Origin of the sequence: Streptomyces regalis (assembly GCF_001509475.1) — a bacterium.
Taxonomy (GTDB): domain Bacteria; phylum Actinomycetota; class Actinomycetes; order Streptomycetales; family Streptomycetaceae; genus Streptomyces; species Streptomyces regalis.
This window is the reverse complement of the sequence record NZ_LLZG01000389.1, coordinates 20,760-46,499: the sequence shown is the minus strand read 5'-3', so window position 1 is coordinate 46,499 and position 25,740 is coordinate 20,760. Positions and strand designations below refer to the sequence as shown.

The following is a 25,740-nucleotide window of genomic DNA, read 5'->3' as shown; positions in this document are numbered from 1 at the left end:
CCCGGGCGTGCCCGACGACACACGAGCACGGCAGCGCACGGGAACCGGCCTCGGACTCCTGCTGGCCCTGGTTCTCGGGGCCGTGCTGCTCACCGCCCTCCCGGACGACGGCGAACGGGAGGGCGGTGGCGCGTGCGCACCGCACTCGGTCGCGTCCTGGAAGGCCGACGACGGCCTCACCACCGAGTTCGCCCGCTACGGCGACGACCCCTCCCGCACCGACGACTGGACCGGCGGCGACGGCACCCACTCGGTGCGCCTGCCGGACGGCCGGCTGCTGTGGCTGTTCTCGGACACCTACCTCGGCCAGGTGTACGCCCCGCCCAACCCGTTCGGCGAGTCCCACACCTGGCGGGACACGACCGCCCCCCTGGTGCGCAACTCGGCGGTCGTCATGCGCGACGGACGCCTGGAGCGCACCCTGCCCACCCCGCTCTTCCCCGACCCCGCCCCGAACCAGTGGCGCTGGCCGGTGGCGGCCCGCGTCGAGCCCCACTCCCCCGGCTCCTCCGAGCAGGTCCTGCGGGTGCTGCTGTGGGTGCGCACGGCCGGGCAGTCCCCGTGGATCTACGGCGTGCCCACCGCCACCGAGGTCGCCACGCTCTCGCTGCCCGACCTGCGGGTCGAGTCGGTCGTCAAGGTCCTCGACCAGCAACTGGTGCCGGATCCGTCCCGACGGGTCCTGTTCGGCACGACGCTGGTCGAGGAGGACGGCTGGACGTACGTCTTCGGGGGCGACGACGGCCAGGCCGCGTCCCGGCCGACCTCGCACGCGTACGTCGCGCGCGTGCCCGAGGGCCGGCTGGCCGAGCCGGGGGCCTGGCAGTACTGGAACGGCTCCCGCTGGGCCCGGGCGGGTGCCCGGCCGGGCGCGGTGCTCGGGGACGGGCAGCGCAAGGGGGTGGGCAGCGCGTTCTCGGTGGCGCGGGTCCGGGGGACGTACGTCCTGTTCACGATGGCCGCGGGTACCGAGGGGCTGACGACCGTGACGTCGTACTGGGCCTGCTCCCCCACCGGGCCGTGGCACGGGCCGACGAAGGACTTCAGCCCGTCGTTGCCGCAGGGCGGCCAGGTCGCCGCGTACAACCCGCAGACGCACCCCGAGCTGAGCGACGCCGGACGTCTCGTCGTCAGCTACGACGTCAACTGGCTGGAGACGGGCGCCGCCGCGGCGCAGCTCAACCGGAACGTGTCCCTGTACCGACCGCGGTTCGTGACGCTGCGGGTGACGCCGACTCGGTGACCGGCTCCGGGGCGTCGACGTCGGCTTCGGCCTCGGCGTCGTGGGCCCGGCGCTTGGCGATGACCGCGCACACCATCAGCTGCATCTGGTGGAAGAGCATCAGCGGCAGCACAGCCAGCGAGGCGTGCGCGCCGAACAGGACACTCGCCATGGGCAGGCCGGCGGCGAGGGACTTCTTGGACCCGGCGAACTGGATCGCGATCCGGTCCCCGCGGTCGAAGCGCAGCGCCTTGGCGCCGTACCAGGTCAGCGCGAGCATCACGGCCAGCAGCACGGCCTCGACGGCGAGCAGGCCGGCCAGCCGTATCGGGCTCACCTGGTGCCAGATGCCCTGGACCATGCCCTCGCTGAACGCGGTGTAGACGACCAGCAGGATCGAGCCGCGGTCGACCAGCCCGAGCACCTTCTTGTGCCGAGCGACGAAGCCTCCGATCCAGCGGCGCAGCAGCTGCCCGGCGACGAACGGCACCAGCAGCTGCAGCACGATCTTGACGACCGAGTCGGCGGAGAAGCCACCGGCGCTGCTGCCGAGCACGGCCGCCGCGAGGAGCGGGGTGATGACGATGCCGACGAGGGAGGAGAAGGAGCCGGCGCAGATCGCGGCGGGCACGTTGCCGCGGGCCATCGAGGTGAAGGCGATCGACGACTGGATGGTCGACGGCACGAGGGTGAGGAAGAGCAGGCCCTGGTAGAGCGGGTGGGTCAGGATCACCGGGACCAGGCCGCGGGCGGCCAGGCCCAGGAGCGGGAAGGCGACGAAGGTGCAGGCCAGGACTGTGACATGGAGCCGCCAGTGCTTCAGGCCGTCCAGCGCCTCACGGGTGGACAGCCGGGCGCCGTAGAGGAAGAACAGAAAGGCGATCGCGGCCGTGGAGGCACCGGACGCCACGTCGGAGGCCGTCCCACGCGCCGGGAAGAGGGCCGCCAGGCCCACGGTCCCGAGCAGCAGCAGGATGTACGGGTCGATCGGCATCCAACGCGGCCATTGCAGGCGTTTCACTGTGCTCCACTACTTCGCTGTCGTACTCGGCTGTCGCTTCGCCGAACTTCGTGTTCCCGGCACGGACGTGCCCTCTCCATCGTCCTCCGGCGATCAGCGATCGGGAATCCGGCATACCACTCTGACTGCCATCACGTTCCGCGATAACCGCGCGCTAGCCTGGAGGCGTGTACGACCCCTCCCATCTGCGTACGTTCCTCGCCGTGGCCCAGACGCTGAGCTTCACGCAGGCGGCCCGTCGCCTCGGCCTGCGCCAGTCGACCGTCAGCCAGCACGTACGTCGCCTGGAGGACGCCACCGGGCGGCCGTTGTTCACCCGGGACACCCACTCCGTGGAGCTGACCGAGGACGGCGAGGCGATGCTCGGCTTCGCCCACCGGATCCTGGAGGTGCACGAGCAGGCGACGGCCTTCTTCACCGGCACCCGGCTGCGCGGCCGGCTCCGCTTCGGCGCGTCCGAGGACTTCGTCCTGACCCGCCTGCCGGAGATCCTGGAGGGCTTCCGCCACGACCACCCGGAGGTCGACCTGGAACTGACGGTCGAACTCTCGGGCACCCTGCACGAGCAGCTGTCCGCCGGAAAACTGGACCTGGTGCTCGCCAAGCGGCGCCCCGAGGATCCACGGGGCGAGCCGGTCTGGCACGACCGGCTGGTGTGGATCGGCGCGGAGCGGCTCCGCCTGGAGCCGGATCGTCCGGTGCCGTTGATCGTCTATCCGCCGCCGGGCATCACGCGGGCGCTCGCGTTGGAGGCGCTGGAGCGGCAGGGGCGTGAGTGGCGGATCGTGTGCACGAGCGGCAGTCTCAACGGCCTCGTCGCGGCGGCACGGGCCGGGCTCGGCGTGATGGCGCACTCACGAGGGCTGATTCCGCCGGGACTGGTGCGCGTGCCCGACCGGGCCGGGCTGCCGGAGCTGGGCCGGGTCGATTTCGTGCTGGTCCACGGCCACCGCCGCACGTCCGCACAGGGCGCGGCGGACGCACTGGCGGCGGCGATCCTGGCGGGCGGGGACCGGCTGCACCGGCGTTGAGGACGTCGCCGGAACGTCAGCTGAGTTCCTGACGACCACGGTCGCGACCATGTTGCAGGGGCCCGCCGTCGCCGCGGCGTGGGCGATCTCGCCGTGGGCGGCGAAGGGGTAGCCGATGGACGCGGACCAGTACTCCACGTCGAGATACACGACCTGGTCGTCCGTGAGCACCCGGAACTTGCGCAGCCAGCCGGTCGGCCCGCCGTAGAAGCGGTGCGGCATCTGGTGGGCCCGGATCTCCAGGACGCGCGGGGTGCGGGGCAGCTTGCCGAGCAGGATGCAGGACACGCTCGACGCGGTGGCGGTGGCGGCGGGGTCGACGGCGATGGTGGCCGGAGTGCTGGTACTCGTCCTGGTCAGGGGGCTGTGACGAAGACCGCAGTGACAGGTTCGGCGACTCGTACGCTGACACAGGAGACGACGGAAGAGACGCCGGAGGAGACGCCGGCGGCGCGCCGGGGATGACATGATCAACAGGGCCCGTACCCCGTAATCTGTTCGTACAGATTCGGTGGAGATTACGGGCCCGAAACTTACTCAACGGTCAGTTTTCTGTCCGACCCTTCCCCATGTGAGCGCATTTTCCCGCGCTGAGCAGTGCGTACCTGAGCACCCGTCGATTTCCGGCCCCCTCCCGTCCGAAACGCGGTTGGGGTAGCTTTCACGGCGCTGAGCGGAGCTTCAGCCAAGGCATTCGGAGCGGGGAGCGGGGTTTGCGCGAGTTCACCAACCCTCCGTTGGCGTTGGCACCGCCGGTGGGCGGCCTGGCCGACGTCGTCTTCGAGCATGCCCAGGAGGATCCGCTGCATGTCGCCCTCGGCCGCAAGGACGAGGACGGACAGTGGCGGGACGTCACCGCCGCCGAGTTCCGGGACGAGGTGCTCGCCCTGGCCAAGGGCCTGCTCGCCCGGGGCATCCGGTTCGGCGACCGCGTCGCGATCATGGCCCGCACCCGGTACGAGTGGACGCTCTTCGACTTCGCCCTGTGGACGATCGGCGCCCAGGTGGTGCCGATCTACCCCACCTCGTCGGCGGAACAGTGCTTCTGGACGCTGTACGACGCCGAGTGCGCGGCGGCGATCGTCGAGCACGAGGACCATGCGATGACGATCGCCACCGTCATCGACCGGCTGCCCCGGCTGCAACAGCTGTGGCAGCTGGACTCGGGCGCCGTGCAGGAGCTGTACGACGCCGGCGCCCCCCTCGACGACGAGGTGGTTCACCGCCACCGGCAGGCGGTCACCCCCGACTCCGTCGCGACGGTCATCTACACCTCGGGCACGACGGGCCGCCCCAAGGGCTGTGTCATCTCGCACGGCAACTTCATGTACGAGGCGGACACGGTCATCCAGCGCTGGGAGCCGGTGTTCCACTCCAAGAAGGGCGACGAGGCGGCGACCCTGCTGTTCCTGCCGCTCGCGCACGTCTTCGGCCGGATGGTGCAGGTCGCCGCGATCCGCGGCAAGGTCCGCTTCGGCCACCAGCCGCAGATGAACGCGGCCGCCCTGCTGCCGGACCTCGCCGCGTTCAAGCCGACGTTCTTCCTCGCCGTGCCGTACATCTTCGAGAAGGTATTCAACGCCGCCCGCCGCAAGGCCGAGAAGGAGGGCAGGTCGGGCGCCTTCGAGAAGGCCGTCGAGGTCGCCGTGAAGTACGCGGAAGCCATCGAGGCCAAGGCGTGGGGCATCGGCCCCGGACCGTCGGCGGGCCTGCGCATGCAGCACCAGCTCTTCGACAAGCTGGTCTACTCCAAGATGCGGGCCGCGATGGGCGGCCGCATCAAGCAGGCGATGACCGGCGGGTCGGGCATGGACCGGCGGCTCGGCCTGTTCTTCGCGGGCGCCGGCGTCCACGTCTACGAGGGGTACGGCCTCACCGAGTCCACGGCCGCCGCGACCGCCAACCCGCCCTACCGCACCCGCTACGGCACCGTCGGCCAGCCCATCCCGGGCATGACCGTGCACATCGCGGACGACGGCGAGATCTGGCTGCACGGCGCCAACATCTTCCAGGGCTACCTCAACAACCAGAAGGCCACCGACGCGACCCTGCACGACGGCTGGCTGGCCACCGGCGACCTGGGCTCCCTCGACGAGGACGGCTACCTCACCATCACCGGCCGCAAGAAGGAGATCCTGGTCACGTCCGGCGGCAAGAGCGTCTCGCCGGGCGTGCTGGAGGAGCGCGTCCGGGACCACCCCCTGGTCGCCCAATGCATCGTCGTCGGCAACGACCGCCCCTACATCGCGGCCCTGGTCACCCTCGACCAGGAGGCCGTCGAACACTGGCTGATGATGCGCGACAAGCCCCAGATGACCCCGGCCCAGCTGGTCCGCGACGCCGACCTGGAGACCGAGGTGCGGCGCGCGGTCGTCGCCGCCAACACCCTTGTCTCGCAGGCCGAGTCGATCCGCACCTTCCGTATCCTCGCGCAGCCCTTCACCGAGGAGCACGGACTGCTCACGCCGTCGCTGAAACTGAAGCGCAAGGCCATCGAGAACGCGTACGCCAACGAGGTCGAGGCGCTGTACCGGGCCTGAGCTGGCTGGGTTCAGATATCTATACTTGTGTTCACATATCCATACACGGTGACGCGTCCGGTCGGCGCACACTTTCCATCGGATTCCGCCGTCAGGAATGCATCACGCCTCGTGATCGTTGACGATATGAGTACCACCTGACGACAACCGTAAGGATCAAGAGCTCGTGAGCAGCAAGGTCCCCCCGATCACCCTCAACAACGGCGTCGAGATGCCCCAGTTGGGCTTCGGTGTCTGGCAGGTGCCGGACGACGAGGCGGAGCAGGCGGTCAGCACGGCGCTGGAGGCCGGGTACCGCAGCATTGACACAGCGGCGATCTACGGCAATGAGGAGGGCACCGGCAAGGCCATCACCGCCGCCGGTCTCCCTCGCGAGGACATCTTCGTCACCACCAAGCTCTGGAACTCCGACCAGGGGTACGACTCCACGCTGCGCGCCTTCGACGTGTCGCTGGGGAAGCTGGGTCTGGACTACGTCGACCTCTACCTCATCCACTGGCCACTGCCGGCCCGCGGCACGTACGTCGACACGTACAAGGCGTTCGAGAAGCTCCACGCCGACGGCCGTATCCGGGCGATCGGTGTGTCCAACTTCCTTCCTGAGCACCTGGAGCGACTGATCGGCGAGACGTCGGTCGTCCCGGCGGTCAACCAGATCGAGCTGCACCCGCATTTGCAGCAGCACGCCTCCCGCGAGTACCACGCCGAGCAGGGCATCGCCACCGAGGCCTGGTCGCCGCTCGGCCAGGGCAAGGGGCTGCTGGAGGTTCCGGCGATCGTCGCCATCGCGCAGAAGCACGGCCGCAGCCCGGCCCAGATCGTGCTGCGCTGGCACCTCCAGCTGGGCAATGTCGTGATCCCGAAGTCCGTGACGCCGTCGCGGATCAAGGAGAACATCGAGGTCTTCGACTTCAGCCTGGACGCCGAGGACCTCGCGGCGATCAGCGCGCTGAACGAGGACCGACGGATCGGCCCGGACCCGGCGACGTTCGACATGGCCTGACGTCGGCTTCGACGCCGGCTTCGCCACGACCGTCCGCCCGCCGCTCAGCCTTGTGAGCGGCGGGCGGACGTGTACAAGGCGCGTCAGTCGCCGCGCACATCGGTGAAGACGACCTCGAACTCCTCCAGCCCGGTCACGGTCACATGCGCCTTGGCCGCGCCTTCATGCCGGGCTGCCGCCTGGCCTGCGCGGGACGCCGCCAGGGACGCCTGGTCGACGAAGACCGCTCCGACCATGCCGCGCCCCCGCTCCCGGTCGACCAGCAGCGACACACGGGCCAGCCCCGCGAGGGTGTCCAGCTTGGGCACCACCGTCGCCCGGAACGTGTCGGCCAGCAGATCGGTGTCCATGGGGTCGAACTCCAGCCTGGTGAGCCGCAGCCCGCCGCCCGCCTGCGGCTGCCGGACCTGATGGAAGACCAGCGCCTCGTAGTTGAAGACCGCCAGTGTTCCCGCGAACGGCTCCAGCATGGCCATCCGCCGCTCGCGCAACACCTCGTCGCTGTTGCGCCGGCCCTCCTCCGACGCCCACCAACTCGCCGCGAGCAGTTTCCCGAGCGCCCGGTCCACGAAGACACTTGCTCCGCGGTATCCCGGCCGGTCTTCCAACAAGTCCCGCCCCTCCGAGTTCATCGCCCTGATGGCCGTGTCGATCTTCGCGGGATCGCCGGTCGTGTAGATGGCACGTACGAACATGACACCTCCCGGAATTCCGGGACCACATCCGAAATCTTCGGCATGTCCAGTCTTCTACTGGGGTCATGACGCCGCAATCAGCGCAGGTCAGGACGAGGAGACCTCGCCCACCGTCCCCGTGTGCGGCAAGAACGGCGCCGTCTTCAGGCAGGCCGACGGCCTGCCGCTGCACTCCGACACTCAGCGGCCGGCATCGAGGGCAGCGGCGTGGCCGCCGCCGTCGGCGACACCGGCCCTGAGGGGATCATCAGCGAGGCCTCCTACGCCACCGCCGAGACACTCGGCATCGACCCCGACCCGGCGACAATTGGCGGAGGACTTCATCCGGGACAACTGAGGCCGGAACGAGTGAGGCGGGAACGAGTGAAGCTCGGCAACTGACAGCAGCGGTACGTCAGTTGGGCTGTCCGATCGGCCGTACGACGACGGTGTTGATGTCGACGCCCTCGGGCTGCCGGATGGCCCACACCACCGAGTCGGCGATCTGGCCGGCGGTCAGCAGATGCCCCGGCGGCAGGCTGCCGTAGCTGTCCCAGAACGGTGTCTCGACGCGGCCGGGCGCGATGTGGGTCACGCCGACGCCCCAATCGGTCACCTGCCGCCGGGTGTTCTCGGCGAGCCCGGTCACCGCCCACTTCGTCGCCCCGTAGATGTTGCCCGGCCCGGGCACGAACCCGGCGACGCTGCCGACGAGGACGATCCGGCCGCGGGTCTCCTTGAGGGCATCAATGGAGGCCCGGATGAGCAGGGCCGGGCCGAGGACGTTGGTCAGCACCATCTCGCTCCAGCCGGACGGGTCGCCCTCGGCGACCGAGTCGTGGGTGGCGAAGCCGGCGTTGGCGACGACTGTGTCGAGTCGGCCGAACGCCTTGAGCGTCGTGTCGACGGCCGCCTGTACATCGCCGTACTCGGCTGCGTTCCCGACGATCGTCAACAGGCCCTCCGGATCCCCGAGTTCCTCGGCGAAGCCCCGCAGCCGCGCCTCGCCGCGGCCGGTGACGGTGACCCGGTACCCGGCGTCCAGCAGCTGTCGCGCGACCGCGGCGCCGATGCCGCTGCCGCCGCCGGTGATGAGTGCGACCGGAGAGTCGGTCACGGTTGAGCCGGTCATGGTGATCCCCCTGCGTTTCGTTCGGACGACGGGGATTCCATCACTTGGAGAGTTCTCGAAGTCAAGGCTCACTTCGTCCGAGCTGCCGTGTACACCGTCTGCGCCGCGAGGACGAACACATCCGGCCGGTGGTACACGCTCGCCTTGTCGTCCGGGTCGAGGAGCCGGTCGAGGGTCGCGCGGTCATCGGCGTCGAGGTGGTCCCCGAGGCCCTCGCGGGTGCGGGTCAGGGAGGCGACGACGTAGGCGCGGGCCCGGTCCGTGGTCGGGGCGGGCAGGTCGAGGAGGAAGGTGCGGGTGCCGGTGGGCCTGAGGCCGGCGGCAGTGAGCAGCGCAGGCCAGTCCTCGGTCTCGGCGACGGAGCCGGGCAGGTCCGCCCGCATCGCGGCGAACCACTCCTCCTCCAGCGCGTCGAGACGGGCCTGCAGTCCGGGCCGCCCGAAGCCGAGGTCGCGGGGCAGGAACCGGGCCGGCAGGCCGCCCTCCTGGAGGGCCAGGGTGCCGCCGTGTGTGAGGCGGGCGGCGAACGCGGCGAGGGCGGCGCGCTGGTCGCCGAGGTGGTGCAGGCTGCGGCCGGCCCAGAGCAGATCGGCGGGGTAGTCCAAGTCGTCGAGGATGTCCGGGAGTTCACCGGCGAGGGTGCCGAAGCGGTCGGCGACGCCCCGTCGCTCGGCCCGCGCCCGGGCCCGCTCGAGCAGCGGTGCGGATCCGTCGACGGCGACGATCCGGGCGCCGGGGAAGGTGTCGGCGAGCAGACAAGCGACGACGCCGGGCCCGCTGCCCACGTCCACGACCAGCCCGGGCTCGGTCTGCCGCTTGGCCAGCCAGGCCATGGCGTGCTCGTACAGGGGCGTGAACAGCTCCGCCTGGGCCTCCAGCAGCGGGGCCATCTCGTTCCAGTCGATATCGGTGTGATCGTGGTGATGGTGACCGGCCTGGTGGTCTCCGTGGTGGTGGTGCGCCATGCTCGTCAGCCTCTCCTTCGGATGGGGCCAGCGTGCGCCGACGCACCGTCGCGGGGCCACTGTCATTGCCGTAACGGCAAAAACGACGGCAAAAAGATGGGATGCGACCCGCATGACCGATCACCCACGTTGGCCCGACGGACGACGAGATGACCCCGGCACCTGGAAGAAGTCCGGTGGTCTGGGTGGCCGGTGTGGCGCAGGGGCCGTTCGCGGCCGCCGCCAACTCCCCGTTGCCATCGACGAGAAGGGGTGTCCGGGCCCGACTGCACCTCACGGCTGGCCGAGGTCCCGGCACCGCCCAGCGCGTACGTCACGTGCCGCTCCCCGCGACGTCCGTGGTCCGAGCCGGGCGGGCGGAGTCCCTCGCGGCCTGGCGTGGTAGCGGCCAGAGGCGACGGAGAGGCCCTGATCCATCGCTCCGGTGGAGCAAGGGCCCCGACGCTGACGCCGCGTGCGGCGTCCAGATCGCACGGCAACGCGACTTCGGCTAACACCAGCACGCCGCAAGCCTGCGAGCCGACCATCACACGATCGAGCTACACCGCCCTACGAGCTGGAGCCGGCCGGCGGTGACTGCTCGGCGGCGGAGTTCGCGATCCGCCGGGGCCTGTCCCGAGAGAGCTGACCCCGGCGGACCGCGGATTCACCGCGTCACGACAACGGCGGGTACGCGTTCTGCATCAGCTGCTGGAACTGGGCCGAGAACCAGTGCCCCGACAGCGGGGAGTTCGGCAGAGCACCGGACATGTTGTTCCCGTTGCGCGGGTTCCCCGTGTACGTCGGGTCGCACATCCGGTCGAAGCCCTTGCCCTCGTCGTTCGGGATGGCGCTGCTGGACCCGTCGGACTCACCCGGCGGCTTCACCCAGACGTACGCGTCGATCCCGGCCGCCGGGTTGGCCTGCGGGCGCTCGCCGAGGCCGGCGCCGGACTGGTTGCACCAGTTGCCGACGTGGATGCGGCGGTCGATACGGCCGCCGTTGACGTAGGTGTCCACGTCGGTCATGGCGCCGGGAGCGGTCGGCCGGGCGGTGCCGCCCCAGCCGTTGCGGGAGGTGTCGATCAGCATGCCGACGCCCGAGGGGAAGCCCTGGTTCACGGCCTCCTGGCGGAAGGCCTGGGCGTAGGAGAGCTCGTCGACGTACCGGTTCCAGTCCACCCACTTCGACTCGCGCACTGACTTGCCGTTCACGGAGTCGTTGATGGTGTAGTACTGCTCCTTCAGCGCACTGTAGTTGGCCGTGTTGGTGATGAAGCCGGCCACGTCGTCCACGGTGGCGCCCTCGGCGGTCGCGGCCTGCTTGATCGTCTGGACGGTGGCCGAGAAGTTGTCGTCCCAGCCGAGCCAGCCGTGGTGCCCGGCGTCCACGTAGTTGTAGACGTTCGGGACGTCACCGAGTTTGTTGAGCGCGTAGCCGACGCCCTTGGTGTAGTTGCCGTTGGCCTTCATCGTGTCGCAGTTCGGCGTGGCGGTGGGCCGCGGCGTGACGTTGGTGACGAGGTTCGGCAGGGAGTCGAGCTCGACCGTGGTGGCGATCCGCAGCGAGGCGTACTTGGAGTCGGCGAGGATCGCAGCGATCGGGTCGATGTACTGCGTCTTGTACTTGTCGATCTCCGTCGGGCCGATTTCGCCGTTGGAGGCGAGGGCGGAGCAGTCACGTCCCGGCAGGTTGTAGATCACCAGCTGGACGACGAGCTCGCCGGAGCCCTTCTGGGTGAGGGCCTCGTCGAGGTGGTCGCGCAGGCCCATGCCGCCGTTGACGCCGTTGATGGCGGCGATCCGGTCGAGCCAGACACCGGTCGGCTGGCCCGCGATCCGGCTGCCGCCCGGCTCGGCGGCGGCCTTCGCGGACCACTCCGGGTTCACGTACACCTTGGCACCGGAGTAGGGGTTGTCGACCTTCGGGCCGGTGGGGTCGGGGTCGGGCGGGTCCGTGGGTCCGCCGCCGCCGTCGACGTTGCAGGTCACACCGTCGAGGGTGAAGGTGGCCGGGATGGCGTTGGTGCCGCTGTAGGTGCCCTGGAATCCGAAGCTGACCGAACCGCCGGTCGACAGTGTCCCGTTGTAGGTCTCGTTGGTGGCGGTGACGGCCGCGCCGCTCTGGCTGATCTTCGCGTTCCAGCCGCTGGTGACCTTCTGGTTTCCGGCGTACGACCACTTCACCGACCAGTTGGACTTGGCGGCGCCGCTGTTGGTGACCGTCACTGCGGCGGTGAAGCCGGTGTCCCACTGGTTCTGCACCGTGTAGTCGACGGTGCAGGGGACGGCTGCCGTGCCGACGTCCGCGGGGACGGTCGCGGCGAGCGCGGTCCCCGAGGCCCCGGCGACCAGTGCCAGGGCGGCGAGCATCGCTGTTCTGGTACGACTCATGAGTGCGGGTTCCTTCTCCGTCAGGGGGTTGTCCGTTCAGGGGGAGTTATCCGTCGAGGGCGCGCAGATGATCACGCAGCCCGATGCCGTACGACGTGGGGGTTCCGTCGTAGTGGGAGATCAGGGACGGACCGGAGGAGCAGTTCCAGGTGTTCCAGGTCCAGCCCAGGTAGGACAGGCCGCGGTCGTCGAACCACTTCATGACCTGGTCGATGAAGGAGTGCGCGCAGGTGTTCTCCCCGATCTCCCCGGCCACCAGCGGCACTTGGGCCGCGACGGGGGCGAGCGTGGAGTTCCAGCAGCTCTCGTTCGCGCAGGTGTTGAAGTTGTAGACGTGCCATGCCGCGGCGAGATTGCCCGCGGGGTCGGTGGGCTTGTACGTCAGCCACTGGCTCAGGTCGTTCGAGTAGGCGAGCCCGCCGAGCAGGATCAGGTTGTCGGCGCCGGTGTCCCGTACGGCGTCGACGAGGTCCTGCATGCCGGCCACCTCGTACCCGATGCCGGGACAGGTGCCCCCGTCGCGCCAGCACTGCCACGCCTGGGTGGTCGTGGACGTCGCGCGGTCCGGGTAGGGCTCGTTGAACAGGTCGAAGACGACGGTCGGGTCGTCCTTGAAGGTGCCGGCGACCGACGCCCAGAACGCGGGCGTGTACTGCATGTCGGGCATCGGCTTCTGGCAGCCGGCGTGCACGTCGGAGCAGCCCGCCGAGTTGCCGGTGTACTGGCCCCAGGTCCAGTGGAGTTCGAGCATCGGCGTCATGCCGTGCGCCTTCACCCTGGCCACCAGGTCCTTGACGGCGGCTATGTAGTTCGCGCCGCCGTACTCGGGCTTGATGTTGGACAGGCCCAGCCAGCACTCCTCGTTCAGCGGAATGCGGACCGTGTTGACGTTCCAGTCGGCGATCGCCTTGGCGGCGGCGTCGTCGACCGGCCCGTCGAAGATGCCGCGGCCCTGGACGCACATGAACTCGCCGCCGGAACGATTGACGCCGAGCAGACGACGGGTCGTGCCGTCGGCGTCCACGAGCTTGTTCCCGGAGGCGTGCAAGGCCGGCACCGTGCCGTCGCCAGGGCCCGTCGGATCGGTCGGCGACGGTTCGGGGTCGACATTGCAGGTGGTGCCGTTGAGCTTGAACGCCGTCGGTACGGCATCGCTCCCCGACCCGGACGCGATGAACCCGGCACTGACGCTCGCGCCGGTGCCGAGCGCGGCGTTCCAGCTCTCGTTGGTCGCGGTCACCGTCGTACCGGACTGGGACCACTTGGCGTTCCAGCCCTGGGTGACCTTCTGGCCGCCCGCGAGGTCGAAAGTCAGACTCCAACTGCTCACAGCGGCCGTGTTGTTGGTGATCGCCACGGCACCCTGGAAGCCGCTGTCCCACTGACTGGTGACGGAGTACTCCACCGTGCACGCGGGCGTGGCTCCCTGCGCCGTGACCACCGGCACCGTCACGGCCCCGATGAGGGCGACCACGGCGGCGACGGCTAAAAGTACTGAACGCGGGGGGTGTCGCATGAGCGACTCCTTGCAGATCAGGCGCGTCGTGACGGACGCGTCGACTGATGGAATCGCTCCCACTGGTGTCGATGAAGCTAGCGCCAAGTGACAGTAAAGGACAGAGGAGTTGCTGACTTTCCCTCAACTAAATCCGTCGAATCTTTTCGACTCTTCAAGCATCTTGACCCCTTGCACCCCCATCCCCACTATGGGAGCGCTCCCACTGGTTCAAGCCTTGACTTCTCCGAGCCGCAAGGAGGAACCAGCACGTGCATCCCCCACGCAGACGCAGAACCGTACGGCGGTTGTGGACGGCCGTCGTCGCGGCCATGGCGCTTCCCTTGACGATGCTGAGCACGGGTTCGACACCCGCTCAGGCAGCGACAGTTCAGTGCAGTGTCGACTACAAGACCAATGACTGGGGTTCCGGCTTCACCGCGGATCTGACGATCACCAACCGCGGCACGGACGTCATCGACGGCTGGACCCTGACGTACGGCTACGCGGGCAACCAGAAGCTCAGCAACGGCTGGAACGGCACCTGGTCCCAGTCCGGCCAGTCGGTCACGGTGAAGGACGCCGGCTACAACGGCCGGATCGCCGCAGGAGCCGCGGTCACCACCGGCGCGCAGTTCACCTACAGCGGCAGCAACGCCGCCCCCACGGACTTCGCGATCAACGGCACCAGCTGCACCGGCGCCCACCAACCCCCCATCACCGTGCTGACCAGCCCGGCGGCGGGCGCCGTCTACTCCCAGGGCGACGCCGTCCCGCTCGCGGCCACCGCCGCGGCCGCGGACAGCGCGACGATCAGCAAGGTCGAGTTCTACGACAACACCACACTGCTGGGCACGGACACGACGGCGCCGTACTCGCTCTCGGCCTCAAGTTTGACCGTGGGCAGTCATTCGCTCCTCGCGAAGGCGTACGACAGCCTGGGCGCCTCCGCGGAGTCCACGCCGGTCGGCATCACGGTCGCCTCGGGTCCCGCCGTGGTGGCCTCTCAGACCCAACTCCCGGTCCAGCAGGCCAAGTCGGCCTCGTACGACGTCAAGCTGTCGACCCAGCCGTCGTCCGACGTGACCGTCACCACCGCACGCGCGAGCGGCAACTCGGGCCTGTCGGTGACCGACGGCGCTTCGCTCACCTTCACACCCTCGAACTGGAACACGGCCCAGAAGGTGACCATCACCGCCGCCGCCTCCGGCACCGGCGCTGCCACCTTCGAGTCGACGGCCACCGGCCACGCGAAGGCCTCGGTGACGGCGACCCAGATCGCGGCGACGAAGGCGTACGACGCCCGCTTCCTGGAGCTGTACGGCAAGATCACCAACCCGGCGAACGGCTACTTCTCACCCGAGGGCATCCCTTACCACTCGGTCGAGACGCTGATCGTCGAGGCGCCGGACCACGGTCACGAGACCACGTCGGAGGCCTACAGCTACCTTCTCTGGCTGCAGGCGATGTACGGCAAGGTCTCGGGTGACTGGTCGAAGTTCAACGGGGCCTGGGAGATCATGGAGAAGTACATGATCCCGACCCATGCCGACCAGCCGACCAACTCCTTCTACAACGCCTCGAAGCCGGCGACGTACGCGCCCGAGCTGGACACTCCCAACGAGTACCCGGCGAAGCTCGACACGTCGGTCTCGGTCGGCTCGGACCCCATCGCCGGTGAGCTGAAGTCCGCCTACGGCACGGACGACATCTACGGCATGCACTGGCTGCAGGACGTCGACAACGTCTACGGCTACGGCAACTCGCCGGGCAAGTGCGAGGCGGGGCCGACGGACACCGGGCCGTCGTACATCAACACCTTCCAGCGCGGAGCGCAGGAGTCGGTGTGGGAGACGGTGCCGCAGCCCACCTGCGACCAGTTCAAGTACGGCGGCAGGAACGGCTATCTGGACCTGTTCACCGGCGACGCCTCCTACGCCAAGCAGTGGAAGTTCACCAACGCCCCGGACGCCGACGCCCGTGCGGTGCAGGCCGCGTACTGGGCCGACAAGTGGGCCGACGAGCAGGGCAAGGGCAGCCAGATCTCCGCGACCGTGGCCAAGGCCGCGAAGATGGGCGACTACCTGCGCTACGCGATGTACGACAAGTACTTCAAGAAGGTCGGCAACTGTGTGGGCGCCTCGTCCTGCCCGGCGGGCACCGGCAAGGACGCCTCGTTCTACCTGCTGTCCTGGTACTACGCCTGGGGCGGTGCCACCGACACCTCGGCGGGCTGGGCCTGGCGCATCGGCTCCAGCCACGCGCACGGCGGCTACCAGAACCCGATGGCCGCGTACGCTCTGTCCAACTACGCCGACCTGAAGCCCAAGTCGGCGACGGGGCAGGCGGACTGGGCCAAGTCCCTTGAGCGGCAGGTCGAGTTCTACCGCTGGCTGCAGTCCAGCGAGGGCGCGATCGCGGGCGGTGCGACCAACAGCTGGGCGGGCCGGTACGCGACACCGCCGGCGGGCAAGTCGACCTTCTACGGCATGTACTACGACCAGCAGCCCGTCTACCACGACCCGCCGTCCAACCAGTGGTTCGGCTTCCAGGCGTGGTCGATGGAGCGGGTGGCCGAGTACTACCAGCAGACGGGGAACGCGGCCGCGAAGGCCGTCCTCGACAAGTGGGTCGACTGGGCGCTGTCCGAGACGACCGTCAACCCGGACGGCACCTTCCGGATCCCGGCGACACTCCAGTGGTCGGGCCAGCCCGACACCTGGAACGCGTCAAGTCCTGGCGCCAACAACGGACTTCACGTCACCGTCACCGACTACACCAACGACGTCGGCGTGGCGGCCGCGTACGCCAAGACCCTGACGTACTACGCCGACCGCTCCGGTGACACACAGGCCGCGACCACGGCCAAGGCGCTCCTCGACGGCATGTGGGACAACTACCAGGACGACCTCGGCATCGCCGTCCCGGAGAACCGCGCCGACTACAACCGCTTCGACGACGCGGTCTACATCCCGAGCGGGTGGACCGGGACCATGCCGAACGGGGACGCGATCAGCTCGTCGTCGACCTTCGAGTCGATCCGGTCGTTCTACGAGGACGATCCGGCCTGGTCGAAGATCGAGGCGTATCTCGCGGGCGGTGCGGTGCCTTCGTTCACGTATCACCGGTTCTGGGCTCAGGCGGACATTGCCTTGGCCATGGGTTCGTACGCGGAGCTTCTCGAATAGTCCCCGCCGGGCGCTCCGCGGGTTGGGCCGTGTTTCGACTGCGGGTCCGTTGTGGCTGGTCGCGCAGTTCCCCGCGCCCCCAAGAAAAGGGGCGCTGCAGGCACCGCTTCTTCCTCGGAACCGCCTGAAGAGTTCCGCGTACGTGGCCTCGTCACCTGACGGCGGGGCCGACCGGCCGGGCGGCCCCCTCCCGCACTGGGGGTCGCCCGGCAACTCTCGCGATCGATGGAAAGCGCTTGCCATCCTCTCCCTCACCCCGGAAAGGACCCCTCGTGCGAAGAACCCGCATCCTTACCGCCACGCTGGCCCTCGCCGCCGGGCTGCTCGCGGGCACCCCGCCCGCCCTCGCCGCCCCTGCCACGAAGGACGTGTCGATCACCGCCGACACCTACACCTGGAAGAACGCCCGCATCGACGGCGGCGGTTTCGTCCCCGGCATCGTCTTCAACCGCACCGAGAAGAACCTCGCCTATGCCCGCACCGACATCGGTGGCGCCTACCGCTGGCAGGAGTCGACGAAGACCTGGACGCCGCTGCTCGACTCCGTCGGCTGGGACGACTGGGGGCACACGGGCGTGGTGAGCCTGGCGTCCGACTCGGCCGACCCGAACAAGGTGTACGCGGCGGTCGGGACGTACACGAACAGCTGGGATCCGAAGAACGGCGCGGTCATGCGGTCCGCCGACCGGGGGGCCAGCTGGCAGAAGGCGAACCTGCCGTTCAAGCTGGGCGGCAACATGCCGGGCCGCGGCATGGGCGAGCGGCTGGCGGTCGACCCGAACAAGAACAGCGTGCTGTATCTGGGCGCGCCCAGCGGCAAGGGGCTGTGGCGCTCGACCGACTCCGGGGTGAGCTGGTCGCAGGTGGCGAACTTTCCCAACGTCGGTAACTACGTGCAGGATCCGAGCGACACGAGCGGCTACGCCAGTGACAACCAGGGCATCGTCTGGGTCACCTTCGACGAGTCCACGGGGACGTCCGGGAACGCGACGAAGACGATCTACGTCGGGGTCGCCGACAAGGACAACGCCGTGTACCGGTCGACCGACGCGGGCGCAACCTGGTCGCGGGTCGCCGGGCAGCCGACCGGCTATCTCGCGCACAAGGGTGTGCTGGACGCGACCGACGGCTACCTCTACCTCGCCTACAGCGACAAGGGCGGGCCGTACGACGGCGGCAAGGGCCAGCTGTGGCGGTACGCGACCGCGACCGGCACCTGGACGAACATCAGCCCGGTCGCCGAGGCCGACACCTACTACGGCTTCGCCGGCCTGACCGTCGACCGGCAGAAGCCCGGCACGGTGATGGCGACGGCGTACAGCTCCTGGTGGCCGGACACGCAGATCTTCCGGTCGACGGACAGCGGCGGCACCTGGACGAAGGCGTGGGACTACACGTCGTACCCCAACCGCGCCAACCGCTACACCATGGACGTCTCGTCGTCGCCATGGCTGACCTGGGGTGCGAACCCTTCCCCGCCCGAGCAGACGCCGAAGCTGGGCTGGATGACCGAGGCGTTGGAGATCGACCCGTTCAACTCGAACCGGATGATGTACGGGACGGGCGCGACGATCTACGGCACCGAGGATCTGACGAAGTGGGACGGCGGGAGCCAGTTCACCATCAAGCCGATGGTGCAGGGCCTGGAGGAGACGGCGGTCAACGACCTCGCCTCGCCACCTTCGGGCGCACCGCTGCTCAGCGCACTGGGTGACATCGGCGGCTTCCGGCACACGGACCTCACCAAGGTGCCGTCGATGATGTTCACGCAGCCGAACTTCACCACGACCACGAGCCTGGACTTCGCCGAGACGAACCCCAACACTGTCGTCCGGGTCGGCAACCTGGACTCGGGCCCGCACATCGCGTTCTCCACGGACAACGGCGCCAACTGGTTCGCGGGGACCGACCCTTCGGGTGTCAGCGAGGGTGGCACAGTGGCCGCGGCGGCCGACGGCAGCCGGTTCGTGTGGAGCCCCGGCGGGACCGGCGTGCAGTACGCGACGGGCTTCGGCAACTCCTGGTCGGCCTCCAGTGGCATTCCGGCCGGGGCGATCGTCGAGTCCGACCGGGTCGACTCGAAGGTCTTCTACGGCTTCAAGTCCGGGAAGTTCTACGTCAGCACGGACGGCGGCGCGACCTTCACCGCGTCCCCCGCGACCGGGCTGCCGAGCGGTGACAGCGTCCGCTTCAAGGCGCTGCCCGGGGTGAAGGGGGACGTGTGGCTGGCGGGGGGTGCGACGGACGGGGCGTACGGGCTGTGGCACTCGACCGACGGCGGTGCGAGCTTCACGAAACTCTCGAACGTCGAGGAGGCCGACGCGATCGGCTTCGGCAAGGCGGCGACGGGGGCGTCGTACCAGACGCTGTACACCAGCGCGAAGATCGGCGGGGTCCGCGGCATCTTCCGGTCGACGGACAAAGGCGCGACCTGGACCCGGATCAACGACGACGCCCACCAGTGGGGTTGGACGGGGGCGGCGATCACGGGTGACCCGCGCGTGTACGGCCGGGTGTACGTCTCGACGAACGGCCGGGGCGTCGTCTACGGCGACACCTCCGACACCGGTGGCGGAGACGGGGACGGGGACGGCGGTGGCGGTGGCGGTGGCGGAACCGACCCCACCCCGACGCCGACCGGCGCCTGCGCGGTGACGTACAAGGTCACCAACCAGTGGTCGGGCGGCTTCCAGGCGGACGTGCAGCTGTCCAACACCGGCTCGACTGCCTGGAGCGGCTGGTCCCTCGGCTGGTCCTTCGCGGGCGGGCAGCAGATCACGCAGGTGTGGAATGCCGACTACACCCAGTCGGGCTCGGCGGTGACCGCGAAGAACGTCGGCTGGAACGGCAACGTGGCGGCCGGTGCGTCCGTGAGCTTCGGGTTCACGGGGAACTGGTCGGGCACGAACGCGAAACCGACCGCGTTCAAGCTCGGTGACCAGAGCTGCACGGTGAGTTGAGCGAGCCGGAGGGCGCGTGCCGTTCGCCGGCACGCGCCCACCCCGTTCACGGCTCAGGGCGTGTAGACGGTCGGCCGGGGCGCTGTCGGCATGCCGTTGCCGATGAAGAAGCTCGGGTGCGGGGGCTGGTTGTAGGCCGTGTTCTGCCAGGCCAGGCCCGTGCGGTACATCGGGTCGTGGAGCAGGGTCGTGATCTTCGTGTTCGTCTCGTACGGCGTCGAGTAGATCCTGAGCGCCGTGTTGCCGCTGGTGCGCCAGATGACCTCCTCGCGCCAGTCGCCGAGGATGTCGCCGGACAGCACGGGCGTGGCCTTCGTGCTGTTGTTGGAGGAGACACCGGAGCCGGTCAGCAGGCGGGTGTCGGACGACGTGCCGTACTTGTCGATGCGGGTGCCGTCGAGGAGTTCGCGGACGGGGTCCCCGTCCCACCAGGACAGGAAGTTGACGGAGGACGGCTCGCGGCCCTTGGTGGCGCCGGCCTCGTCGCGGATGGAGGTGTCGGAGGCGGACCACACCTCGGCGCCGTCGTTGCCCGCCCAGATGTCCCCGGCGACGCCGCGGCCGTTGTCGCAGCAGGCGGCGAGTTTCCAGTTGACCGTGCCGTTGGCCGGGTTGATGTACAGCTCCGCCGGCTGGCTGGTCGACTCCGAGACCTTGAAATACTCGAGGCCCGCGTGCGCGGGGTCGAGGTCGCCGAGGTGCTGGGCGTCGCCGTGCCCGGTCTTCGTGGTCCACAGGCCGTTGCCGTTGTCGTCGACGGCCATCGCACCGTAGACGATCTCGTCCTTGCCGTCACCGTCGACGTCCCCGACGGACAGACTGTGCGAGCCCTGGCCGTCGAATCCCTTGCCGGTGTTGGTGGAGGAGTTGGTGTCGAAGGTCCAACGGCGGGTGAAGCTGCCGCCTCGCCAGTCCCAGGCGGCGATCACCGTGCGGGTGTAGTAGCCGCGGGCCATGATCAGGGAAGGACGGGCGCCGTCCAAGTAGGCGGTGCCGGCGAGGAACCGGTCGACCCGGTTGCCGTACGAGTCGCCCCACGAGGACACCGTTCCCCGGGCCGGGACGTAGTCGACCGTCCCCATCGCCTTGCCGGTCTGTCCGTTGAACATGGTCAGGTACTCGGGCCCGGAGAGGATGTACCCGCTCGAATTGCGGTGGTCGGCGGACGAACTGCCGATCACCGCGCCGGTCCCGTCGACCGTGCCGTCGGCCGTCTTCATGGCGACCTCGGCCTTGCGGTCCCCGTCGTAGTCGTACACCTGGAACTGCGTGTAGTGCGCACCGGAACGGATGTTGCGGCCCAGGTCGATGCGCCACAGCCGGGTGCCGTCGAGCTTGATGCCGTCGACGATGGTGTTGCCGGTGTAGCCGGACTGGGAGTTGTCCTTGGCGTTGGTGGGCTGCCACTTGAGGACGATGTCGAGGGCGCCGTCGCCGTCGAGGTCGCCGACGGAGGCGTCGTTCGCCTCGTAGGTGTACGCCACTCCGTCGGGGGTCGTACCGCCGGCCGGTGGGCTGATCGGGACGTCCTTGTACCCCGTACGGAACTGGACGGCATGCACGGAGTCGCCCTGCTCCACGCCGTTCACGATCGCGCGGATCGTGTAGTCGGCCTGTTCGGGGGCGCCGGAGTGGAAGTAGTTCGTGGAGCCGGTGACCGGGGTGGAGTTGACCTTCGTACCGGCCCGGTAGACGTTGAAGGAGACGTCGTTCGGGTCGGTGCCGAGCCAGCGCCAGCTGACCAGGTTGCCGCTGGACGTGTGGACGCTGACGACGCCCCGGTCGAGGGCCTCGACCTGGCGGGCGGTGGCGGCCTCGGCCACGCCGGCGCCGTTCAGTGTGGTGAGTCCGGCGGCGACCAGGGCGGCCGTGGCGAGGCTCGCGGAGAGGGCGGCTCGGCGTCTACGGTGCTTGCGCGGGTGCTGCACGTGACGTACCTCCTCGGGAGGACGGACGGGTTCCGCTCCCTCAGTCGCCGCCGTTCGACCCCAAGTTGCCGTACATTTCGGCCAGTTCGGCGGCCGTGCGGGCGATCTTCTCGCGCAGCTCGGGCGGTTCGAGGACCTCGATGCCGGTGCCCAGGCGCAGGAACTCGGCGTGGGCGCGGTCGACGGACTCGATGGGGACGGTGACCCGGGTCCAGCCGTCCGTATCGGTACGGTGATCGGCCGCGTGGTCGAGGGTCACGCCGGGAGCCAGCCGCACCACGGCCTCCTCGCGGTGCAGCCGGTCGTGGAAGTCGCGCTGGTACGCCGCCCAGTAGGCGGCCAGGTCGAAGCCGTCGGGGCGGGTGAACTCCTCGTCGGCTGCGGCGAGTCGGAGGATCTGGTCGACACGGTATGTGCGAGGCCCGGGGCCCGCGACGACGTACCAGCGACCCGCCTTGAGGACGAGTCCGTACGGCTCCAGGCGGCGCTCCACGTCGGTGGGTTCACGCCAGCGGCGGTACAGGACGTCGAGGACACGGCTGTTCCAGACGGCGTCGGCCACCGCGGGGAGATACGGCGTCTCGTCGGCGTCGGCGTACCAGCCGGGAGCGTCGAGGTGGAAGCGGCCGCTGATCCGGTCGGCGTGGATGCGCAGTTCCTGCGGCAGGGCGGCGCGGACCTTGAGCTGGGCGGCGGCCAGGACGGAGCCGAGGCCGAGCTGGGCCGCGGGGCCGGGGGCGCCGGCGAGGAAGAGTGCCTCGGCCTCGTCGGCGGTCAGTCCGGTGAGGCGGGTGCGGTAGCCGTCCAGCAGCCGATAGCCCCCGGCATGGCCCGCGTCGCCGTACAGCGGGACACCGGCCGCGCTCAGCGCCTCGACGTCCCGGTAGACCGTGCGGACCGACACCTCCAGCTCCTCGGCGAGTTGGGCGGCGGTCATCCGGCCGCGGGTCTGGAGCAGCAGGAGGATGGAGACGAGTCGGCTGGACTTCACTGACACAGGATGTCAGGGGACCGGTCCTAGCGTCCTGACATGCCCTTCAGCGAGAAACTGCTCACCGTGCCCCCGCCGATCGAGGTGGCCGGGCGGCACATCAAGCGCTACCACGTCACCGCCGACCCCGCGGGCATCGCGCCCGAGGTGGAGAAGGCGGCGTACGAGATCCTGCCGCAGCTGCTGCCGGAGCCGGACGGCACGCCCCCGGCGACCTTCGTCGTCCTGCACCGGGGCAGCGACGACGGCGCCTACCTGAACGCCTACAGCTGGGTGTGGGACAACGTCCTGCACTTCAAGGGCGCCGCGGCGGGCCAGCCGGTGCTCGGCTGCCCGGACAACGACCCGACCCACTTCGTCACGCCCGACCTGCCGTGGATCGGCTGTGTCTGGGAACTGCCGCCGATCCTGCACGAACGGGACGCCTGGGTACGGCACCTGCTCACGCCCGAAGTCCCGGACCTGACGGCCTACTTGGCCGATTCCCTGCCCGATGGAACCACTGGAGACCGCACATGAGCAGCCCGCACGACTTCGATTTCTTCCACGGCGACTGGGAGGTCCTCAACCGCCGCCGCACCGGCTTCCTCGACCCGGACAGCGACTGGGAGGAGTTCCCGGCCACGAACCGCTGCTGGCCGCTGTTCGACGGCGCCGCCAATGTCGACGAGATCGACATGCCGTACCTGGGCTCGAAGGGGCTGACGCTGCGCCTGTTCGACCGGGAGACCGAGCGATGGTCGTTGAACTGGTCCTCCAGCGGCAGCGGCAAGCTGTTCCCGCCGGTGATCGGCCGCTTCGAGGGCGACCGCGGGGTGTTCTACGGCGACGACACCTACGACAGCAAGGACGTGCGGGTGCGGTTCGTCTGGTCGGGTGTCTCGGCGACGTCGGCCCGCTGGGAGCAGGCCTTCTCCGTCGACGGCGGGCAGACCTGGCTGACCAACTGGACCATGGACTTCACTCGGGCTTCCGGAACGCCCGGAGGCTGAACACCGGGTCCGGCCGGGGCCGGTCCTGGTCCGGGAGTTCCGCCAGACGGGCGGCGAACCCGTCGGCGAGCGCGCCGCCGGGCGGCAGGGCGACGAACCAGCCCCGGCGCAGGTCGGCGATCGTGCGGCGGGGGCTGCGTCCCTGGCCGCGGCCCGTGAAGCGGGCCCGCCCGGCCGGGACGAGGCCGTGGTCGAGGGCGTACGACTCGACGAGCGCCGCCTCGTCCCGGGCCGGGCGGCGCGGGCGCGAGGCCAGCACGGCATCGATGTCACTGCCCACGTTGTGCGCGGCGGCCTTGTCGACCGTGGTGATGTACACCCCGCCGGGCCGCAGCACCCGGGCGCACTCACCAACGATGGTCCGCACGTCCTCGGCGGTCGGCGCCAGGTGCAGCAGCCACACGCTGCTGGCGGCGTCGAACCGGCCGTCCCGGATCGGCAGCCGACGGCTGTCGGCCAGCACGACGGCGCCGGGCAGGCGGGCGGCGGCCTGCCGGGCCATGCCGGGCGCGAGGTCGACGCCGGTCACGCACAGGCCGTCCCGCGCTGCGGCGAGCCGACGCGTCACGATGCCGGTGCCGCAGGCGACGTCGAGCAGGCGCCGGGTCCCGTCCGGCAGGAGCCCCAGCACTGCCTCCGCCGCGGCTGCCGCCCGGGGCTCGCCGCCGCGCGAGGCGTCGTACCGCTCCGCTTCCTTGTCGTAGTCCAGCACACCCGTCAGTGTGCCCCGTGGCCAGGAGCGAGATCCTCGATTTTCCGGGCGAGTGCGAAGTCGCGCTCGGTGACGGCGCCGACGGTGTGCGTGTTCACGGTCAGGGACACCGTGTGGTAGCCGAGGGTGAGGTCGGAGTGGTGGTCGAGCTCCTCCTGGACCTGGGCGATGTGCACGACCATCGCCGTGGCCGCGAAGTGCGAGGGCAGCCGGTAGGAGCGGGCGATGCGGTCGCCGTCCAGCGACCAGCCCGGCAGCTCCGCGAGCCGGTCCTCGATCTCCTTCTGCGACAGCGGTTCGAGGGGCATGGCCTCGTTCCTTCCTGCAGTGGGGGGTTCGTCTTCAGACTGCCACAGCCTGGGCGCCGCGGCGCTGATCAGACGGGTTCCCCGCGGGTCAGCGGCGCACGCTTTCGGCCGCCAGGTCGTCGGCGAGCGCGGCGATCTGTGCCCGGCCCTCGACCCGCTCCACCCAGTCGTGCGGGAGGCCGTGGTCGCCGTACCGGGCGCCCAGGAGGTTGCCGCAGACTGAGCCGGTCGAGTCGCTGTCACCGGAGTGGTTGACGGCCAGCAGCAGGGCGTCCGGCACGGAGGGCGTGACGAGCGCGCAGTAGACGCCGATGGCGAGGGCCTGCTCGGCGACCCAGCCCTCTCCCAGGGACTCGACCTTCTCGGCGGTGGGTGAGCCCTGTTCGGCCAGGTCGAGGGCCTCGGTGAGCGCGGCCGAGGTCTCCTGGTGGCCAGGGTGGCGGGCCAGGAGCCGTAGCGTGCGCAGGACCGCGCCCTCCGTGGTGTCGCCCGCTACGAGGTGGGCCACGATGGCGGCCAGGGCGCCCGCCGCGTAGTAGCCGGTGGGGTGGCCGTGGGTGATCTGGGCGGCGCGGGCGGCCATGGCGAAGGCCCCGTCGGCGGAGTTGGTGAGGCCGAAGGGGGCCGAGCGCATGACCGCGCCGCAGCCCTTGGAGTCGGGGTTGACCTGGCCGGGCCTGCCGTCGAGTGCGAGCCCCGGGTCGGGGGCATACTCCCCCAGAGGGGGCACCCCCAGAGCGACGCCGGACACGCAGGCGTTGCCGGGGGCGCGGCGGGCGTACAGCCAGGCCTGGGTGATGAGCCCGCCCTCGGGGGCGCCGCTCTGCGGCGGGGCGGCGTGCTCGGGGCCGGGGTGACGCTGGGTCTCCAGCCAGCGCTCGTATGCCCAGCGCACCAGGAGGGCCCATCCGCCGCCGATGCCCTTCAGTCGCTCGCGCCGATGGGCCTGGATGAGGGCCTCGGCGGTGAAGAGGGTCATCTGCGTGTCGTCGCTGATCCGGGCCACGTCGCTGTCGCCGGGGAAGAGGAGTCCGGTCACTCCGCGGTCGCCGTGGGCTGCGCGGATCCGCTCCAGCGAGCTGAACTCGATCGGGTAGCCGAGGGCGTCCCCCAGGGCTCCGCCGAGGAGACAGCCACGCACCCGGGCGCGATATACGGCCTCGCCCGCCAGGGACGACATCCACGGCTCGGTCATTCCACGCACT

General features: G+C 69.9%; 19 protein-coding genes and 1 pseudogene. 9 read left to right on the top strand and 11 right to left on the bottom strand.

From position 1 onward, the window contains the following. The first annotated feature begins 7 nt into the window (after nt 1-7). Nucleotides 8-1,243: a DUF4185 domain-containing protein gene (locus ADL12_RS40545; protein ID WP_062712837.1), complete on the top strand. Its 1,236-nt coding sequence runs from the start codon at nt 8-10 to the stop codon at nt 1,241-1,243. Here ADL12_RS40545 and ADL12_RS40540 read toward each other — a convergent pair. Then, nucleotides 1,179-2,216 carry a bile acid:sodium symporter family protein gene (locus ADL12_RS40540; protein WP_062712835.1) on the bottom strand — a complete coding sequence of 346 codons (1,038 nt, stop codon included), beginning with the start codon at nt 2,214-2,216 and terminating at the stop codon, nt 1,179-1,181. The two genes, ADL12_RS40545 and ADL12_RS40540, sit on opposite strands and share 65 nt — an antisense overlap. Before the next feature lie 194 nt (nt 2,217-2,410). Here ADL12_RS40540 and ADL12_RS40535 point away from each other — a divergent pair, with 194 nt between their 5' ends. The 3 genes from ADL12_RS40535 to ADL12_RS40525 all read left to right on the top strand — a co-directional run bounded on the left by ADL12_RS40535 (nt 2,411) and on the right by ADL12_RS40525 (nt 6,817). Then, on the top strand, nt 2,411-3,274 hold the full coding sequence (locus tag ADL12_RS40535; protein ID WP_062712833.1) for a LysR substrate-binding domain-containing protein: 864 nt from the start codon (nt 2,411-2,413) through the stop codon (nt 3,272-3,274). Nucleotides 3,275-3,987: 713 nt separating this feature from the next. Continuing rightward, nucleotides 3,988-5,814, top strand: a complete 1,827-nt coding sequence (locus ADL12_RS40530; protein ID WP_062712831.1) for an AMP-dependent synthetase/ligase — start codon at nt 3,988-3,990, stop codon at nt 5,812-5,814. A 166-nt stretch (nt 5,815-5,980) separates the two neighbouring features. After that, nucleotides 5,981-6,817, top strand: coding sequence for an aldo/keto reductase (locus ADL12_RS40525; protein ID WP_062712828.1), 837 nt, complete (start codon nt 5,981-5,983; stop codon nt 6,815-6,817). A gap of 83 nt (nt 6,818-6,900) precedes the next feature. On the opposite strand, the gene ADL12_RS40520 is transcribed toward ADL12_RS40525, so the two are convergent. Next, nucleotides 6,901-7,512: a hypothetical protein gene (locus ADL12_RS40520; RefSeq protein ID WP_062712826.1), complete on the bottom strand. Its 612-nt coding sequence runs from the start codon at nt 7,510-7,512 to the stop codon at nt 6,901-6,903. Between the two features lie 91 nt (nt 7,513-7,603). Here ADL12_RS40520 and ADL12_RS57350 point away from each other — a divergent pair. Then, nucleotides 7,604-7,824 (top strand): annotated as a pseudogene (locus ADL12_RS57350) (glycoside hydrolase family 75 protein); the annotation flags it as partial. 82 nt (nt 7,825-7,906) lie between these two features. Here the strand turns inward: ADL12_RS57350 and ADL12_RS40515 are convergent. The 4 genes from ADL12_RS40515 to ADL12_RS40500 form a co-directional block, all read right to left on the bottom strand. Next, nucleotides 7,907-8,608 carry an SDR family oxidoreductase gene (locus ADL12_RS40515; RefSeq protein WP_062712865.1) on the bottom strand — a complete coding sequence of 234 codons (702 nt, stop codon included), beginning with the start codon at nt 8,606-8,608 and terminating at the stop codon, nt 7,907-7,909. A gap of 83 nt (nt 8,609-8,691) precedes the next feature. Then, on the bottom strand, nt 8,692-9,588 hold the full coding sequence (locus ADL12_RS40510) for a class I SAM-dependent methyltransferase (protein ID WP_062712824.1): 897 nt from the start codon (nt 9,586-9,588) through the stop codon (nt 8,692-8,694). Nucleotides 9,589-10,242: 654 nt separating this feature from the next. Beyond that, nucleotides 10,243-11,961: a glycoside hydrolase family 6 protein gene (locus ADL12_RS40505; RefSeq protein WP_062712822.1), complete on the bottom strand. Its 1,719-nt coding sequence runs from the start codon at nt 11,959-11,961 to the stop codon at nt 10,243-10,245. Nucleotides 11,962-12,007: 46 nt separating this feature from the next. Further along, the gene (locus tag ADL12_RS40500; RefSeq protein WP_208614715.1) at nt 12,008-13,477 is read right to left on the bottom strand and encodes a cellulase family glycosylhydrolase; all 1,470 of its coding nucleotides are present in this window, start codon (nt 13,475-13,477) and stop codon (nt 12,008-12,010) included. A 251-nt stretch (nt 13,478-13,728) separates the two neighbouring features. Here ADL12_RS40500 and ADL12_RS40495 point away from each other — a divergent pair, with 251 nt between their 5' ends. Together ADL12_RS40495 and ADL12_RS40490 are read left to right on the top strand one after the other, a co-directional pair. Beyond that, the gene (locus ADL12_RS40495; protein ID WP_062712820.1) at nt 13,729-16,644 is read left to right on the top strand and encodes a glycoside hydrolase family 48 protein; all 2,916 of its coding nucleotides are present in this window, start codon (nt 13,729-13,731) and stop codon (nt 16,642-16,644) included. Nucleotides 16,645-16,916: 272 nt separating this feature from the next. Then, the gene (locus ADL12_RS40490) at nt 16,917-19,604 is read left to right on the top strand and encodes a cellulose binding domain-containing protein (RefSeq protein WP_062712818.1); all 2,688 of its coding nucleotides are present in this window, start codon (nt 16,917-16,919) and stop codon (nt 19,602-19,604) included. Nucleotides 19,605-19,657: 53 nt separating this feature from the next. Here ADL12_RS40490 and ADL12_RS40485 read toward each other — a convergent pair whose 3' ends face one another. Both ADL12_RS40485 and ADL12_RS40480 read right to left on the bottom strand, forming a co-directional pair. Beyond that, a complete protein-coding gene (locus ADL12_RS40485; RefSeq protein ID WP_062712816.1) occupies nt 19,658-21,532 on the bottom strand; it encodes a rhamnogalacturonan lyase in 1,875 nt (624 codons plus the stop codon). Between the two features lie 40 nt (nt 21,533-21,572). After that, nucleotides 21,573-22,523 (bottom strand): helix-turn-helix transcriptional regulator, encoded by a 951-nt coding sequence (locus tag ADL12_RS40480; protein ID WP_062712814.1) that lies wholly within the window; start codon nt 22,521-22,523, stop codon nt 21,573-21,575. Between the two features lie 39 nt (nt 22,524-22,562). Here ADL12_RS40480 and ADL12_RS40475 point away from each other — a divergent pair, with 39 nt between their 5' ends. After that, nucleotides 22,563-23,042, top strand: coding sequence for a hypothetical protein (locus ADL12_RS40475; protein ID WP_062712812.1), 480 nt, complete (start codon nt 22,563-22,565; stop codon nt 23,040-23,042). Beyond that, a complete protein-coding gene (locus tag ADL12_RS40470) occupies nt 23,039-23,515 on the top strand; it encodes a hypothetical protein (protein WP_062712810.1) in 477 nt (158 codons plus the stop codon). Before ADL12_RS40475 ends, ADL12_RS40470 begins: the two co-directional genes overlap by 4 nt. Here the strand turns inward: ADL12_RS40470 and ADL12_RS40465 are convergent. From ADL12_RS40465 to ADL12_RS40455, 3 genes are all read right to left on the bottom strand, one after another. After that, nucleotides 23,484-24,227, bottom strand: a complete 744-nt coding sequence (locus ADL12_RS40465; protein ID WP_062712808.1) for a class I SAM-dependent methyltransferase — start codon at nt 24,225-24,227, stop codon at nt 23,484-23,486. The two genes, ADL12_RS40470 and ADL12_RS40465, sit on opposite strands and share 32 nt — an antisense overlap. A gap of 5 nt (nt 24,228-24,232) precedes the next feature. Continuing rightward, nucleotides 24,233-24,535 (bottom strand): 4a-hydroxytetrahydrobiopterin dehydratase, encoded by a 303-nt coding sequence (locus ADL12_RS40460; RefSeq protein ID WP_062712805.1) that lies wholly within the window; start codon nt 24,533-24,535, stop codon nt 24,233-24,235. Nucleotides 24,536-24,623: 88 nt separating this feature from the next. After that, complete coding sequence (locus ADL12_RS40455) at nt 24,624-25,730, bottom strand: ADP-ribosylglycohydrolase family protein (RefSeq protein WP_062712804.1); 1,107 nt, start codon at nt 25,728-25,730, stop codon at nt 24,624-24,626. Nucleotides 25,731-25,740: the final 10 nt, after the last annotated feature.

What these genes read in the sequence shown, in the direction of transcription:
- ADL12_RS40500 (WP_208614715.1), bottom strand. Translation starts at nt 13,477, where the DNA reads ATGCGACACCCCCCGCGTTCAGTACTTTTAGCCGTCGCCGCCGTGGTC.
- ADL12_RS40470 (WP_062712810.1), top strand. Translation starts at nt 23,039, where the DNA reads ATGAGCAGCCCGCACGACTTCGATTTCTTCCACGGCGACTGGGAGGTC.
- ADL12_RS40520 (WP_062712826.1), bottom strand. Translation starts at nt 7,512, where the DNA reads ATGTTCGTACGTGCCATCTACACGACCGGCGATCCCGCGAAGATCGAC.
- ADL12_RS40540 (WP_062712835.1), bottom strand. Translation starts at nt 2,216, where the DNA reads ATGCCGATCGACCCGTACATCCTGCTGCTGCTCGGGACCGTGGGCCTG.
- ADL12_RS40505 (WP_062712822.1), bottom strand. Translation starts at nt 11,961, where the DNA reads ATGAGTCGTACCAGAACAGCGATGCTCGCCGCCCTGGCACTGGTCGCC.
- ADL12_RS40475 (WP_062712812.1), top strand. Translation starts at nt 22,563, where the DNA reads ATGCCCTTCAGCGAGAAACTGCTCACCGTGCCCCCGCCGATCGAGGTG.
- ADL12_RS40455 (WP_062712804.1), bottom strand. Translation starts at nt 25,730, where the DNA reads ATGACCGAGCCGTGGATGTCGTCCCTGGCGGGCGAGGCCGTATATCGC.
- ADL12_RS40460 (WP_062712805.1), bottom strand. Translation starts at nt 24,535, where the DNA reads ATGCCCCTCGAACCGCTGTCGCAGAAGGAGATCGAGGACCGGCTCGCG.
- ADL12_RS40510 (WP_062712824.1), bottom strand. Translation starts at nt 9,588, where the DNA reads ATGGCGCACCACCACCACGGAGACCACCAGGCCGGTCACCATCACCAC.